The sequence below is a fragment of the Clostridium nigeriense genome (genome assembly GCF_050585245.1).
Lineage (GTDB): Bacteria > Bacillota > Clostridia > Clostridiales > Clostridiaceae > Clostridium > Clostridium nigeriense_A.
Genome location: NZ_JBNOOF010000008.1, coordinates 64255 through 78598, shown reverse-complemented (window position 1 = coordinate 78598; position 14344 = coordinate 64255). Strand labels below are relative to the sequence as shown.

At 26.8% G+C, this 14344-nt stretch carries 12 protein-coding genes; all 12 read left to right on the top strand.

The genetic code is table 11. From position 1 onward, the window contains the following. The first annotated feature begins 145 nt into the window (after positions 1-145). Complete coding sequence (gene licT, locus ACQPUY_RS12930) at positions 146-997, top strand: BglG family transcription antiterminator LicT (protein WP_430841638.1); 852 nt, start codon at positions 146-148, stop codon at positions 995-997. Positions 998-1080: 83 nt separating this feature from the next. Beyond that, entirely contained in the window at positions 1081-3129 is a 2049-nt protein-coding gene (ptsG, locus tag ACQPUY_RS12925) for a glucose-specific PTS transporter subunit IIBC (RefSeq protein WP_430841637.1), read from the top strand. A gap of 55 nt (positions 3130-3184) precedes the next feature. Further along, positions 3185-3847 (top strand): PAQR family membrane homeostasis protein TrhA, encoded by a 663-nt coding sequence (gene trhA / locus ACQPUY_RS12920; RefSeq protein ID WP_430841770.1) that lies wholly within the window; start codon positions 3185-3187, stop codon positions 3845-3847. Positions 3848-4002: 155 nt separating this feature from the next. After that, on the top strand, positions 4003-4185 hold the full coding sequence (locus ACQPUY_RS12915; protein ID WP_430841636.1) for an alpha/beta-type small acid-soluble spore protein: 183 nt from the start codon (positions 4003-4005) through the stop codon (positions 4183-4185). 323 nt (positions 4186-4508) lie between these two features. Beyond that, entirely contained in the window at positions 4509-4883 is a 375-nt protein-coding gene (locus tag ACQPUY_RS12910; RefSeq protein ID WP_430841635.1) for a GntR family transcriptional regulator, read from the top strand. Beyond that, positions 4876-5574: an ABC transporter ATP-binding protein gene (locus ACQPUY_RS12905; protein ID WP_430841634.1), complete on the top strand. Its 699-nt coding sequence runs from the start codon at positions 4876-4878 to the stop codon at positions 5572-5574. Before ACQPUY_RS12910 ends, ACQPUY_RS12905 begins: the two co-directional genes overlap by 8 nt. Before the next feature lie 17 nt (positions 5575-5591). Further along, the gene (locus ACQPUY_RS12900; protein WP_430841633.1) at positions 5592-6290 is read left to right on the top strand and encodes a hypothetical protein; all 699 of its coding nucleotides are present in this window, start codon (positions 5592-5594) and stop codon (positions 6288-6290) included. 11 nt (positions 6291-6301) lie between these two features. Further along, positions 6302-7129: a DUF4097 family beta strand repeat-containing protein gene (locus tag ACQPUY_RS12895; protein WP_430841632.1), complete on the top strand. Its 828-nt coding sequence runs from the start codon at positions 6302-6304 to the stop codon at positions 7127-7129. A gap of 271 nt (positions 7130-7400) precedes the next feature. Further along, entirely contained in the window at positions 7401-8531 is a 1131-nt protein-coding gene (locus tag ACQPUY_RS12890; protein WP_430841631.1) for a metallophosphoesterase family protein, read from the top strand. After that, positions 8518-11253 carry an AAA family ATPase gene (locus ACQPUY_RS12885; protein WP_430841630.1) on the top strand — a complete coding sequence of 912 codons (2736 nt, stop codon included), beginning with the start codon at positions 8518-8520 and terminating at the stop codon, positions 11251-11253. The genes ACQPUY_RS12890 and ACQPUY_RS12885 overlap by 14 nt, the downstream gene beginning before the upstream one ends. 92 nt (positions 11254-11345) lie before the next feature. Further along, positions 11346-12287, top strand: coding sequence for a metal ABC transporter solute-binding protein, Zn/Mn family (locus ACQPUY_RS12880; protein WP_430841629.1), 942 nt, complete (start codon positions 11346-11348; stop codon positions 12285-12287). 164 nt (positions 12288-12451) lie between these two features. Further along, complete coding sequence (locus ACQPUY_RS12875; RefSeq protein ID WP_430841628.1) at positions 12452-14266, top strand: MutS-related protein; 1815 nt, start codon at positions 12452-12454, stop codon at positions 14264-14266. Positions 14267-14344: the final 78 nt, after the last annotated feature.

Sequence of the window (14344 nt, the reverse complement as noted above, 5' to 3'; positions counted from 1 at the left end):
ACTGTTGACAGTAGTTGTTTACAATGATATTATATATTTACTAAGTATATGGATTGTTACTGGAGTGCAGGTAATACCTAAATTGGAATAGATAATCTACTCCAATTTAGGTTTTTTATTTTCCAAGGTAAGGAGAATTGTTAAGATGATAGTAGAAAAAGTATTGAACAATAATGTAGTTGTATCAATAGATCCGAATACTAAAAAAGAAGTAATTATAATGGGTTCAGGAATTGCCTTTAATAAGAAGGTTGGTCAGGAAATAGAGGAAGATAAAATTGAAAAAATATTTGTTGTAGATGATAAGGGTATGGGAAATAAGCTTAAAAAGCTAATAAATCAAATACCAGATGGAATATTTCAATTGGCACATGAAATCATCTCTTATGCATCTAAGAAGCTAAATAGAAAACTAGATAAGCAAATATATATTTCTTTAGCTGATCATATAGCCTTTGCAATAAAAAGGTATAAAAATAATATTCAAATCAAAAATGATCTATTAGATGAAATTAGAAGGATACATAGAGAAGAATTTTCTGTAGCTGTATGGGCTGTAGCATATATTAATAAAAGACTTAAGATAAATTTACCGGAGGATGAGGCAGCTTTTATTGCACTACATTTAGTAAATGCAAGTTATCAAGAAACTTCAAAAGAATCTGTAATTGCAACTAATATAATTAAGGGTATTTTAAATATTATTAGATATTATTATTCAATAGAATTTAATGAGGAAGATTTAAATTATGATAGATTATTAACTCATTTAAAGTATTTTGCAAAGAGAGTAGTAACTAATAATCAAAATAAAAGTACTGATAGTGAATTTATAGATTTAGCTAAAAGAAGCTATCCAGAAGCCTATGATTGTGCTCAAAGAGTAAAGTCATATATTGAAGGAAATTATGATTACATAGTAAATGAAGATGAAATAGTTTATTTAACTATGCATATTCATAGAGTTATTTCTGTATTAAGAAATAGTAAAATCTAGAAGTATTTTTTTACTAGACTTAAGTTTATTTAGCTTAAGTCTTTATTTAAATTAAAGCCTATTTTGAGGATGTTGGAGGAAAAATGGATATCAGTACATTATTAAAAAAGTCTTTTGGAGTTTTACAAAGAATAGGTAAATCTTTAACATTACCTATAGCATTACTACCAGTTGCTGGTTTATTAATGGGGATTGGAACACTATTTAGCAACCAAGATATATTAAATACTTTTCCTATTTTAGCTGGAGAAAGATTTCGATTAATAGCTAATATAGTATCTTCAGCAGGAAGTATTATATTTGATAACTTACCATTATTATTTGCTGTAGGAGTAGCTATTGGAATGTCATCAGGAGATGGAGTTGCTGCATTAGCTGCTATAGTGGGCTTCTTAATTATGAATATTACATTAGGGGTAATGGTAGGCATAGACTTAACTCAAGTTGAAAGAAATCCAATGTATACAATGGTTCTTGGAATACCAACATTACATACTGGAGTTTTTGGAGGAATTCTTATTGGGGTTATATCAGCTATAATATTTGATAAATTTCATAATATAAATCTTCCTGAATATTTAGGGTTTTTTTCAGGAAAAAGATTTGTTCCAATTGTAGCAGCTTTATCTGGAGTTTTTTTAGGTGTTATAATGGCTTTAGTTTGGCCTTTTATTCAAAAATTCTTATTAGAATTTTCAAGGAGTATGATAAGTACAAATGAAACTTTAGCAGCATTTATATTTGGTACTATAGAGAGGGCACTAGTTCCTTTTGGATTGCATCATATTTGGTATGCACCATTTTGGTATCAATTTGGAGAATATATTAACTCAGCAGGTCAATTAGTAATAGGAGATCAATCAATATTTTTTTCCCAGCTTAAAGATGGAGTTCCATTTACTGCAGGTACATTCATGACAGGAAAGTTTCCTTTTATGATGTTTGGTGTTCCAGCAGCAGCTCTTGCTATGTATCATGAAGCGGATGAAGGCAAAAAGAAATTAGTAGCCGGTATTTTATTTTCAGGTGCATTAACTTCTTTCTTAACTGGAATTACAGAACCAGTTGAATTCTTGTTTTTATTTGTAGCTCCTGTTTTGTTTGGTATTCACTGTATTTTTGCAGGTTTATCATTTATGGTAATGCAAATTTTAAATGTGAAAGTAGGCTTAACATTTTCAGGAGGATTAATAGATTTTATACTCTTTGGAGTTATACCAAATAGAACTAGCTGGTGGTGGGCTATTATAGTAGGAATAGCCTTTTCCATAATATATTACTTTGGATTTAGATATTTTATAAGAAAGTTTGATTTGAAAACACCAGGAAGAGAAGAGGAAGAAGCTAAAATAAATATTGACATTTCTAATGAGAATATTGCTTACGAAATTTTGGATGCCTTTGGTGGTGCTAAAAATATTAAGTACTTAGATTCTTGTATAACTAGATTAAGAGTAACAGTTAAAAATTTTTCAAAAGTAAATAAAGAAAAATTAAAATATTTAGGTGCTGTTGATTTAATGATAATAGGGAATAATATTCAAGCTATATTTGGACCACAATCGGATATACTTAAAGATCAAATTAAACATATTATTGATGGAAAAGAAATAGTACTAAAGAAGAAAAAGAAAGTTGAAGAAATAACAAGAGGAATTAATACTGAATATTCAATAGACATACCTATTTCAGGCAAGTTGTTAAGACTTGAAGAAGTACCAGATGAAATATTTTCTATGAAATTAATTGGTGACGGATTTGCTATTAATCCAACTGATAAATTGTTAAGGTCTCCAGTAAAAGGAATGGTACTTACTTTATCTAAAGAAAGACATTCTATTACTATTAGAACCTTAGAGGGATATGATATTTTAATGCATATTGGAATAGATAGTCTTAAATTAAGAGGAGAAGGTTTTGTATCCTTTGTTGAAGAGGGAGATATAGTAAATGAAGGGGATTTATTAATTGAATTTCCTTTAGAGGTTTTAAGAGAAAAGGCTAAATCCCCAATAACTCCAATTATATTTAAAGGGTTAGAAAAGGATAAATATATATTCTTTGAGAATAAAACAGAAGTAGAGGCTGGCGAAAAAAATAAGGTTAATATACACAAGGCATTAAAAGAATAATATAATAAAGATAGAGTAATAATTATTACAGAAATCAACCAGGAGGTGATTTAGTATTAAAAAGGAAGAAGTAGTTTATAATTTTTATACTAAGGGAGAAGAAATTGCAAATGCTGTAACTCATGGAGTAGGAGCCATACTATCAATTATAGGTAGTATATTTTTAATTATAGCTACAACAAAAACAAAAAATAATTATGCAATTTTAGGAGTTTGGATTTACTGTATTTCATTAATAATATTATATTTAGGATCTACACTGTATCATAGTATTCCTGGAAAGTTAGCAAAAAAAATATTAAGGATACTAGATCATTCATCTATTTATTTACTGATAGCTGGAACATATACACCTATAATTTTAATTTTGATGAATACTGATAAAAAATCTATTAATATACTTATAGCTATCTGGGTAATTGCAGCTTTAGGGATGGTTTTTAAAGCTTTTTGGGTAGATAGGTTCGGAGCTTTTTCAACTATATTATATATATTATTAGGATGGGCAATTGTAATAAATATAAAAACAGTATTACTTTTAGTACCTTCAAATATATTAATGTTTGTGGTTTTAGGAGGAGTTGCATATACTGTGGGATGTATTTTTTTTGCAGTAGATAAAATGCCATATAATCATTTTATTTGGCATCTATTTGTAATGGCTGGAAGTGCTTTGCATTATGTTGCAATATTATTAGGAATATTTTATATATCTTAAAAAAATAAAAAAAGTAGTAACTTAACCATGAATTTCTAGGAATATAAAGACCAGCTATGGTTAAGATAATAGTGTAAACATTAAAGCTTTAAAATGAGAGAGAGTTCCATTTAAAAGCGAGTTTATAAAACCAACAGCCAAAGGAGGAATTACAAATGGCAAAAACATTAGTTCCAGAAGCAAAAAATGGATTAAGTAAATTTAAAAATGAGGTTGCATCAGAGTTAGGAGTTCCATTTAGTGATTATAATGGAAACTTGACTTCAAAACAATGTGGTTCCGTTGGTGGCGAAATGGTAAAAAGAATGGTGGAACAATACGAACATTCAATAAAGTAGCCACAGCAACGAACAACTGAAGGTAAGACAAACAGGATGGATATACCGCCAAAGAATATAGTAGTTGCACCGTTCTAAAAAGGGAGAAACCTAATTGAAATGAAAATTTAATTTTTATTTCAATGGGTTTCTTTCTTTTTACTTTGGGGGAAATTTATAAACATATTAGCATATAAGTAAAAGTATTATTGAGGAAAGTAAAGAAATATAAGTTTAATTTGAAATAATAAATATAAATGGAGAAAAATAAAAATAGCAAATTTAAATGTACTAGTGTACTATTTAATTAATACACTAGTACTGTATAGAAAGGAGATAAAATTATGGTTATTGAATTAAATTCAAAAGAACCTATATATCTTCAAATAATTGCGTATATGAAAAAGAAAATAGTTTCTGGAGAATTAAAAGGGGGAGAAAGGATTTTGTCTGTTAGAGAATATGCAAGTGAGATAAAAGTTAATCCTAATACTATTCAAAAGGTTTACTCTGAACTTGAAAATCAAGGGCTAATATATACTCAAAGAGGTATTGGAAAATTTGTAACAGAAGATGAAGAAAAAATTACTGCTTTAAGAGAAGAATTATTTAATGAAACGATAGATAAATTTATTGAGGACTCAAAGGCACTGGGTTTTAGAAAAGAAAGTATATTAGCAATTATATCAGAGAGATATAAGGAGGGGGAAAATGAATAATCTATTAGAGGTAAGAAACCTATATAAAAGTATAAAAGGAAAAGAGATATTAAGAGGAGTAAGTTTTAATTTAGAAAAGGGAAAAGTTCTAGGTATTATGGGGCCTAATGGACAAGGAAAAACTACTTTATTAAATGTTATAGAGGGATTTTTAAGAATAGATAATGGGGAAATAAAGCTAGATGGAAGCAATATAGGATATGTAACTAAAGGTGAGATATCTTATTTACAAGATATAAATATATTTCATAGGTCTATGAGAATTAGAGATGCCATAAGTCTATATTCTGACTTCTTTAAGGATTTTGATAAAGATAAAATGGATAGTTATTTAGAATTTATGAATTTAGATAGAGATTCAAAAATAAAAGATTTATCAAAGGGAATGATGGAGAAGTTTAATTTATCTTTAACATTAAGTAGAAAAGCAAAACTTTTCTTGTTAGATGAACCTATTTCAGGAGTTGATCCTGTTTCCAGAGAAAAGATACTAGATGCAATTTTAGAAAATTTATCTGAAGATAGTTCAATGATTATAACAACTCACTATATAGGTGAACTTGAAAGAATATTTGATGAAGTATTATTTTTAGGTGATGGTAAGGTTATAGAGTCTGGGGATGCTGAAGAATTAAGAGAAAAGTATAGTGCATCTATTGATGAAATATATAGAAAAATATTTGCTGAATAATAATGGGGAGGGAAATTATGAATAATGTTATTAAGATTTTAAAATATAATTTGGGTAAATATCATACAGGGAGTAGTAAGATATTATATATAATTGGATTTACTTTTTTAGTTATTAATACTCTTGCAACTTTTATTAGAATACCAATGATAAGTGAGCTTATGTCATTATTAGATATAGCTTTTATTTCTACTTTTTTAGGGCTAAATTTTATTGCATCAATAATAAGATTTGTAAAACAAATTTCTAAGGAAAAGGGAAGATTATTATTTACACTTCCAGTTAAATCATCTGAGTTTTTTGTAGCTAAGATTTTAGAATTTATTATAATACAAGGGGCTATAGTTATTGTCACATATATACTTTCATTACTTTCAGGAAATTCTTTGGTAGAGTTAATAAGACTATCATCTACTACAATTATGTATGGTACTATAATTGCATATGTTATAGTGATATCTTTTATTGTAATATTTGTATCTTATATAAAAAATATAGCATTAAGCTTAGTAGCAGTTGTAATTGGTGGATCTGCGATATCTGGGGTAGTAGAACGAATTATTCAATTAGTTACTAATTTCTTTCCATATTTCTATATTCAAATAGGGAGTTTTATGAAATTTGATATAATTTATTCTATTTTAGGATTAGGGTGGATTATTTTTCTTGTATATATAGCGATTTATCATTTAGAGAGAAAATTAGATATAATTTAGGGGGGAATAAAATGAAAAAAACTTTTAAGGTAATAATGGCTTTAACACTAACTACTATGCTTTCAGGATGTGGTATAAAGTTCGGAGTTGAAAGTAGAAATAATAATTGGGGAACATGGATTTTTAACGATGATGATAATGATTCAAATGATTCAAGTTATTCTTCAGAAAATGTAAATATATCAGAATCAATAGATGAAATTACAAGTTTAGATATTAATATAGATGTAAGTAATGTTGATATTGAGTATTATGATGGAGATAATTTAGAGATATCTGGGGTTTTGAGTAAGTATTCTAGAGGGATAAATACAAAAAAAAGATCTGAAAAACTTATAATAAATGAAGATTCAAAACAAGATATAAATATAAATAGTGATAATTCTAGTGAATTAGAAATAAAGATTCCAAGAAATTTTAATGGAGATTTAGAGTTTAACTTTGGAGTTGCTGAATGTGAAATTCATGACTTAGAATTGAATAATATAGTAATAAATGGTGGAGTTGGTTCATTATCATTAGAAGAAGTATCCTTTAATAAATTAGTTTTAAAAAGTGGAGTTGGAGAAGTTTCTTTAGAAACTGAAAAGAAAACAGGAGATATTACAGTAGAAGGTGGAATGGGTGAGATAAATATTGCTTTAGGAGACATAAATGGTAATTTAAAATTAGATGGTGGTATGGGAAGTACAACTATAAAAGTTCCTGTTAATGCGCCAATAAATATAAACTCTGATTCTGGCTTTGGAGATACTAAAATAAGTGCCAAAACAGCAAGTGAAACAAAATATAATTTTGATATTACAGTAGGTATGGGATCAATAGAAGTTACTAATTAATTTCTTCAGTATAGAAGAGAATAGATATCATATGAAGATGATTTGAAAAGAGAAGATAGTTAAATGAATTAAAAATAAATAGAGTAAGTTTCATAATTCTGAATGAAATGAAGAATTATGAAATTTAATTTTAAAGTGTGATATGTAAGAGAATATGACTTAGTGCAAAGGGACTGAATAATCAACATTACATATCACACTTTATTGTTGTATAAGCAATTGAAAAATGATAAAATAGAACAAAAGTTCGCAAGGTAATAAAGGTGATAATATGAAAAAAATTAAGATATTACAAGCAGGAGATTTACATTTTGATACTCCTTTTAAAGATTTAAATAAAAATATAGCGTTAATAAGCAAAGAAGAGTTATTAGAGGTTTTTAGTAAGATAATAGACATTGCTATGGAAAATTCTGTTGATATATTATTATTAACTGGGGATATCTTTGATAATTTAACTGTTAATAAAAAGACTTTAATTTTTATTAAGAATCAAATAGAAAAAATTAATAATATAAGAGTATTTATATCACCTGGAAATCATGATCCTTATAATGAAAAATCTTTTTATAAAATGATAAATTGGCCAGATAATGTTTATATTTTTAAAGGAAATTTAGAATCTGTAGTTATAGAAGAATTAAAAACAGTAGTATTTGGATCAGCTTTTAATGAACATCATGTAAGGAAGGGTATGTTAAAGAATATCACTGTTAATAATGACTATATTAATATTATGACAATTCATGGTGATATTTCTAATACTGATGAAGGAAATGATTATAATCCAATTACTTTAAAGGACATAGGTAGTAGTGGATTGGATTATATAGCTATTGGTCATAGACATAATTTTAGTGGGATATTGAGAGAAAATAATACATATTATGCTTATGCTGGCTGTCCACAAGGAAGAGGCTTTGATGAATTGGATAATAAAGGAATTATAATCGGGGAAATATCTAAAGGAGCTGTTGATTTAAGTTTTCATAGAACTTCAAAAAGAAATTATTATGTAAAAGAAATAGATATAAGCAATTCAGTAAGTTATGAAGATATTAAACTAAAGATAATATCTTCTCTCAATGAAGAAGAAAGGAAAAATAATTTATATAAGATCATATTAAAAGGAGAAATAGAGCCCTTTATAAATCTTAAAGAAGATGTAATTTTAGATAAAGTAAAAGATGACTTCTATTTTGTAAAGGTTATTGATAAAACAGAAGTAAAATTAGACTTTGATAAAATATCAAAAGATTACTCAATTAAAGGGGTTTATGCAAAAAAACTATTAGAAAAAATGGAAGAGGAAGATTGTAATAAAGAGCTTTTGAAAATGGCTTTAAAATTAGGAATACAATGTTTATCCTACGAGGAAGTGAATTTAAATGATTATAAATAAAATTAATATAATTTCCTTTGCAGGTCTAAAGGATAAGGTAATTGAATTAGAAGATAAAGTTAATTTAATATATGGAGAAAATGAAAAAGGTAAAAGTACAATACAAAACTTTATTAGAATCTGGCTATATGGCATGAGTTCTAAGAGAACTAAGGATATAAAGAGTAATGATAGACTGAGATTTACTCCAATAGATGGAGAAAAAATAAGGGGAGAGCTTTATGTTACTCATAATTCTAGAAGTTATATAATTAGAAGAAGTTTCGGAGCCGCTAGAAAGGAAGATACGTCAGAAATCTTGGATGCAGAAACTGGAGAAGAAGTATTAGAAATACCTAAGGATGAACCAGGAAGGTATTTTTTTAATGTTAATGCAGCTACTTTTTTTAAGACATTATTTATAAACCAGCTAGGGGTAGCAATATCTAAAGATAAGGAAGAAGAGATTATAGATAAGGCAGCTAACCTTCTCAATAGTGATAGTGAAAGTGTATCTATACAGAAATCCTTAGAAAAACTAGAAGGAATTAAAAAATCTATAACTACGCCTAGAAAAACAGGAGAATTAGATATATTAAGAAATAGACTTGATGATTTAAATCAAGAAAGATATGAAGGATATAAATTATCAGAAGAAAATATAGATAAAGAGCATGATTTAATATCTTTAAGAGAAAAGAGTAGTGAGTTAAGAACAGAGATTAAGAACTTAGATATTTATAAAAAATATTTAAAGAAATCTAAGCTTCAAAAAGAATATGAAGAAATAACTGAATATCTAAGAAAGAGGGAGGAGCTAAAGAAAAAAGAAAGATATATTGAAGAAAGTATATCATCAAGGAATGGAATTATAGATGAAGTCTTATTAAATGATATTAAAGATGAAAACTCCCTTTATTTTAGTCTTTTAGATATGAGGTCTGAAGAAGAAAAAAGTTTAAATAAAAGTAGGGAAATTTACTTAGCTAAAAGAGAAAACTATGAGGAGTTACTTTTTATTGAAGATTTATCTAGTGAAGAGAAAAATAGATTTATAAAAGCGGTAATGGAGAGAGAAAGTTTAAGCGAAAAAATTAATACTTATGAGGAATTGACAAAGGAGATATCATTAATTAAAGATGATATTTCTAAGAAGGGAAAATTCATAGGTAGTGCAATAAATTTTAAAGATATAAGAGAAGAAATAGGAGTATTATTAACAAAATACGGAGATAAGCTAAAGGAGTTAAAATTCAGAGCAGAAGGATATTCAAATAAATCTCAGATGGAAATTAAGGAATTAGAGAAGAAATTTAAGTTCTTTAGTATTGCTTGTATTATATCTTTCATTGTGTTATTAGCATCAATTGTATTATATAGAGAAGCTTTAGTGGCAATTGTAGTTGTAGCGGCAGTAGCTTTTTTATTAGCATATAAAACTATATCATTAAAAATTGAAATCGGAAGTGGAAGCAAATCTTCATTAAATATAAAAGATTTAGAGGAAGAAATAAGAAATATAGAAAAGGAAATATTTAAACATACTAAATTAGTTGAAGCAAAATCTTATGAGGACTTTATAAGAAAATTAAAGCTTTTTGATGATTTTAATATTTATGTAGATAAACAAAATATGAAAATATCAGAAAAAGAAGCACAAATAAAGTTTTTAAATATTGATGTAGTCAAAGAAAATTATAGAATTAATGAAGAATGTATAAATAAGATTTTAAATTTAGCTAATAGTGAAGATATTAATAAGGTCTTATTAATGCTTTCAAGGTATGAAGAAATTAATAAGGAAGTTTTAGCTTTAAAAATAGATATTGAAAAGGAAGAAAAGTCTATAGAAAAGTTAAATAATGAGTTAAGAATTAGAGAAAAGAGGATAAGAGAAAAATTAGAATTTATAGGTCTAGAGGATATTGATCTTTATGAATTAGAGGAAAAATTATTTGAGATTAAGGAAAAAATTAAACAAAAAGATGAAATTCTAAAGACTTTAGAAAATATAGAAGGAGCATATAAGGCTTTAACTAAGGATAAGGATATAGAAGCTATAAAGGAAGACTTAAAAGATATAATTAATGAAAATATTAATTACAGTTATTCTTCAGAAGAGGAAATAGATAATCAAGTTTCGTTAAAGTCTCATGAATTAATAGAAGTTGAAAAAGAAATTAAAGATGTAGAAAATCATTTAAATAATAGATTTATAGGAAAGAGAACTATTCCTCAAATAGAAGAGGAGCTTGAGGCTGTTAAAGAAAAAATAAGTAAACTTGAACTTCTTCTAAAAGCAACAGAAATTGCTATAGATAATATGAATGAAGCTATTAGAGAAGTTAGAGGAAATTTTGGGAATATATTAAATTCAACTGTAATAGATTATTTTAAAGATTTAACTAATAAGGAATATGATGATGTTATGGTGTCTGATTCTTATGATATGAAGGTAAGGAAGGGAAAAGAGATTCTTCCTGGAGCTATATTAAGTAATGGAGCAAATGACCAATTGTATTTATCTTTAAGGTTAGCTTTTATAAATATGATTTATAGGGGGATGGAGGTTCCAGTTATATTAGATGATGCCTTCGTTCAATATGATGATATTAGGACAGAAAAAGCCTTGAAATTATTAATAAGAACGGATTTTAGTCAACTTCTTATTTTTACATGCCAATTAAGAGAAGAAAATATATTTAATAATAAAAATATAGATTTTAATTATATAAATTTGTAATAATGTTAATAATAGTATTGACAAGATAAATTACAGACTATAAAATAATACCTATGAATAATGCAAATCATTTGCAAAAACGAGGTGTAATAATGAAGAAAAAATTAATAAGTTTTGGACTTATATTAGGTATATTAGTATCTTTTTCAGGTTGTGTAAGTAAGAATTCAGAAGAGGATAAAGGAGAAAAACTAAGAGTAGGAGTTACTATTAGTCCATTAAAGGATTTCGCAGAAACTATAGGTGGAGATAAAGTAGATGTATTTTCAATAATACCTGATGGTAGTGATGCTCATAGTTTTGATCCAAAGCCAAAGGATTTAAATAATTTAATAAGCTCAGATATGTTTGTTTATAATGGACTTGGTATGGAAGAATGGATAGATTCTGTTTTAGGAACTGTTGAAGGAAAAGATGTAAAAGTCGTAGAAGCAAGTCAAGGCATAGATGCAATTAACGTGTCAGAAGAAGAACTTGATGATCATGATCATGAAGAAGATGATGAACACGATCATGATCATGGAGGAAAAGATCCACATACTTGGTTAAGCTTAACTGATGCTATTATAGAAGCAGAGAACATAAAAAATGCTTTTGTTGAAGTAGATCCAGATAATAAGGATTATTATGAAGCAAACTTCGAACAATTAAAGAATGATTTCAATACTTTATATGATGAATATGTAAATAAGTTTAAAAATCTAACTAATAAGGATTTTGTTACTGGACATGCTGCCTTTGGATACCTATGCAGAGATTTTGGACTAACTCAAAAAAGTATAGCGGATGTTTTCGGTGAGGGAGAATTAACACCTAAGAATTTAGAAGCGTTAATAAACTATTGTAAAGAAAATGGAGTAAAAACAGTATTTAGTGAATCTACTGCAAGTGAAAAGGAAGCAGAGACTTTAGCTAAGGAAGTTGGAGCACAAGTAGTAAAAATTTATAGTTTAGAAACTAAAGAAGATAATATGAGTTATTTAGATGGAATGAAGTATAACTTAGAAACTATCTATAATGAGTTAAGTAAATAAAATAATAAATAATTTTTGTAAGTTAAGAATGAGAAATTTATATAGAAGTTTTCAATATAATGAGACTTTAACAATAAATTTTCATTCTTAATTTTTTTTAGCAATAAATAGTATATTTCTTTATTAATTTTAATGGTAAAATAACTAAGTAAGGTGGTGTATATATGAATAGGGCGTTAAAGTTTTATGAAGATGAAATTTCTAAAAATGAAGATAGAATAAAAGACTTAAATAAAATTATTAATATAATTTCAATTATAAGATTAGGAATAGTATTATTAGTTATAGCTATTGGATATTATTTTTTTAAAACAGAAAATATAGTTTTATTAATTTTATCTATAGTAATAGGTTTAGCTTTTTTTCTTATTATTGCTATTTTTCATAATAAAAAGATAAGAGATAAAAAAGAATCACAATTAATTATTTCAATTAACAGAAGAGGAATAGATAGAATTAATGGGAATTTTAAAAATGTAGAAGATAAGGGAGAAGAGTTTTTAGATGAAAAACATCCATTTACTAGTGACTTAGATGTATTTGGTAGAAATTCCTTATTTCAAATGATAAATTCTACTAAAACTAAATTTGGTAGAGAAAAACTAAGTGAAATACTTTCATTAAAAGATATACCTAGTAAAGATGAAATAGTAAAGAAACAAGAAGCTATTAAGGAATTAGGAGAAAAAGTTAAGTGGAGACAAGAGCTAGAAGTAAAGTCAACACTTAAGAAAAGTGGTTTAAAAGATATAGATAAATTATTAGAGTGGGCAAATTCCAAAGGGGAAATTAAACCTATATTTAAAATTGTTCCATATTTATTTATAGCTCTTACTATTATATCAATAGTATTAGTTACTCTTAGAATTTTACCTATAACATATTTAATATTAGTATTTATGATTAATTACGTAGTAGTTAAAGTTCTTACTAAAGACTTATCAGAAGTAATTTCACTATTTGATAGTCATAAAAAAGATATAGAGGCATATACGAATTTGCTAAGTTTAATGAATGAAGAAGAATTTAATTCAGAATTATTAAAAGATTTAAAAGCAAAGCTTATAGATGGTAATAAAAGCGCTATTAAAGAAATGCAAGCATTGAAGTCATTAGTAGATTGGTTAGGAGATAGTACTGGAAATGCATACTATTTACTTTTAAATGTAACTATATTGTCAGATACTTTTATTTTAAGAAATCTAGAAGAATGGAGAAGCTTAAATGGAAGTAAATTAAAAGGATGGCTTGAAGTTATGGGAGAAATTGAAGCTTTAGCTAGTATTTCGAATTTAGCATTTGATTTTGATAGTTGGTGCTATCCAGAAATATATAATGAGGATAAGGTAGAGGGGATAGAGGTTGCCCATCCTATGCTAGGAGTAAAGGCAGTTTCCAATAGTTTTGAATTAAATAAAAAAGAAGGTATTACAAGGAAGGTAGCTTTAATTACAGGATCAAATATGTCAGGTAAGAGCACTTTTTTAAGAACAATAGGTATAAATTTACTATTAAGTTATATTGGAGCTCCAGTTTGTGCTAAAAGCTTTAGTTGTAGTATTTTTAGTATTTATACATGTATGAGAACTAAAGATAATTTAGAGGAAAGTATTTCTTCTTTCTATGCTGAGATTTTAAGAATAAAAATATTAATTGAAGCTGCTAAAAAAGGAGAAAAGGTATTTTTCTTATTAGATGAGATATTTAAAGGAACTAATTCAAGAGATAGACATGAAGGTGCTAAGGTGCTTATAAATCAGCTTGTTAATAATGGAGCTATGGGATTAGTTTCAACCCATGATTTAGAACTTTGCGATTTAGAACAAACTAGAAATTGGATTAAAAACTACAATTTCCAAGAATACTATAAGGATAGTAAGATTAAGTTTGATTATAAACTTAGAGAAGGAAAGAGTAAAACACAAAATGCAGTTCATTTAATGAAGCTTGCAGGAATAAATTTTGATGAAAACTCCTAATGGAGTTTTTTTCTTTTTGACTATTATTTACAATAATAGTAGTGAAAAATTTCATAAAAAATGGCATAATATATTTAA

What these genes read in the sequence shown, in the direction of transcription:
- ptsG (WP_430841637.1), top strand. Translation starts at nt 1,081, where the DNA reads ATGGATATCAGTACATTATTAAAAAAGTCTTTTGGAGTTTTACAAAGA.
- ACQPUY_RS12905 (WP_430841634.1), top strand. Translation starts at nt 4,876, where the DNA reads ATGAATAATCTATTAGAGGTAAGAAACCTATATAAAAGTATAAAAGGA.
- licT (WP_430841638.1), top strand. Translation starts at nt 146, where the DNA reads ATGATAGTAGAAAAAGTATTGAACAATAATGTAGTTGTATCAATAGAT.
- ACQPUY_RS12900 (WP_430841633.1), top strand. Translation starts at nt 5,592, where the DNA reads ATGAATAATGTTATTAAGATTTTAAAATATAATTTGGGTAAATATCAT.
- ACQPUY_RS12890 (WP_430841631.1), top strand. Translation starts at nt 7,401, where the DNA reads ATGAAAAAAATTAAGATATTACAAGCAGGAGATTTACATTTTGATACT.
- ACQPUY_RS12880 (WP_430841629.1), top strand. Translation starts at nt 11,346, where the DNA reads ATGAAGAAAAAATTAATAAGTTTTGGACTTATATTAGGTATATTAGTA.
- ACQPUY_RS12875 (WP_430841628.1), top strand. Translation starts at nt 12,452, where the DNA reads ATGAATAGGGCGTTAAAGTTTTATGAAGATGAAATTTCTAAAAATGAA.
- ACQPUY_RS12915 (WP_430841636.1), top strand. Translation starts at nt 4,003, where the DNA reads ATGGCAAAAACATTAGTTCCAGAAGCAAAAAATGGATTAAGTAAATTT.
- ACQPUY_RS12910 (WP_430841635.1), top strand. Translation starts at nt 4,509, where the DNA reads ATGGTTATTGAATTAAATTCAAAAGAACCTATATATCTTCAAATAATT.
- ACQPUY_RS12895 (WP_430841632.1), top strand. Translation starts at nt 6,302, where the DNA reads ATGAAAAAAACTTTTAAGGTAATAATGGCTTTAACACTAACTACTATG.
- ACQPUY_RS12885 (WP_430841630.1), top strand. Translation starts at nt 8,518, where the DNA reads ATGATTATAAATAAAATTAATATAATTTCCTTTGCAGGTCTAAAGGAT.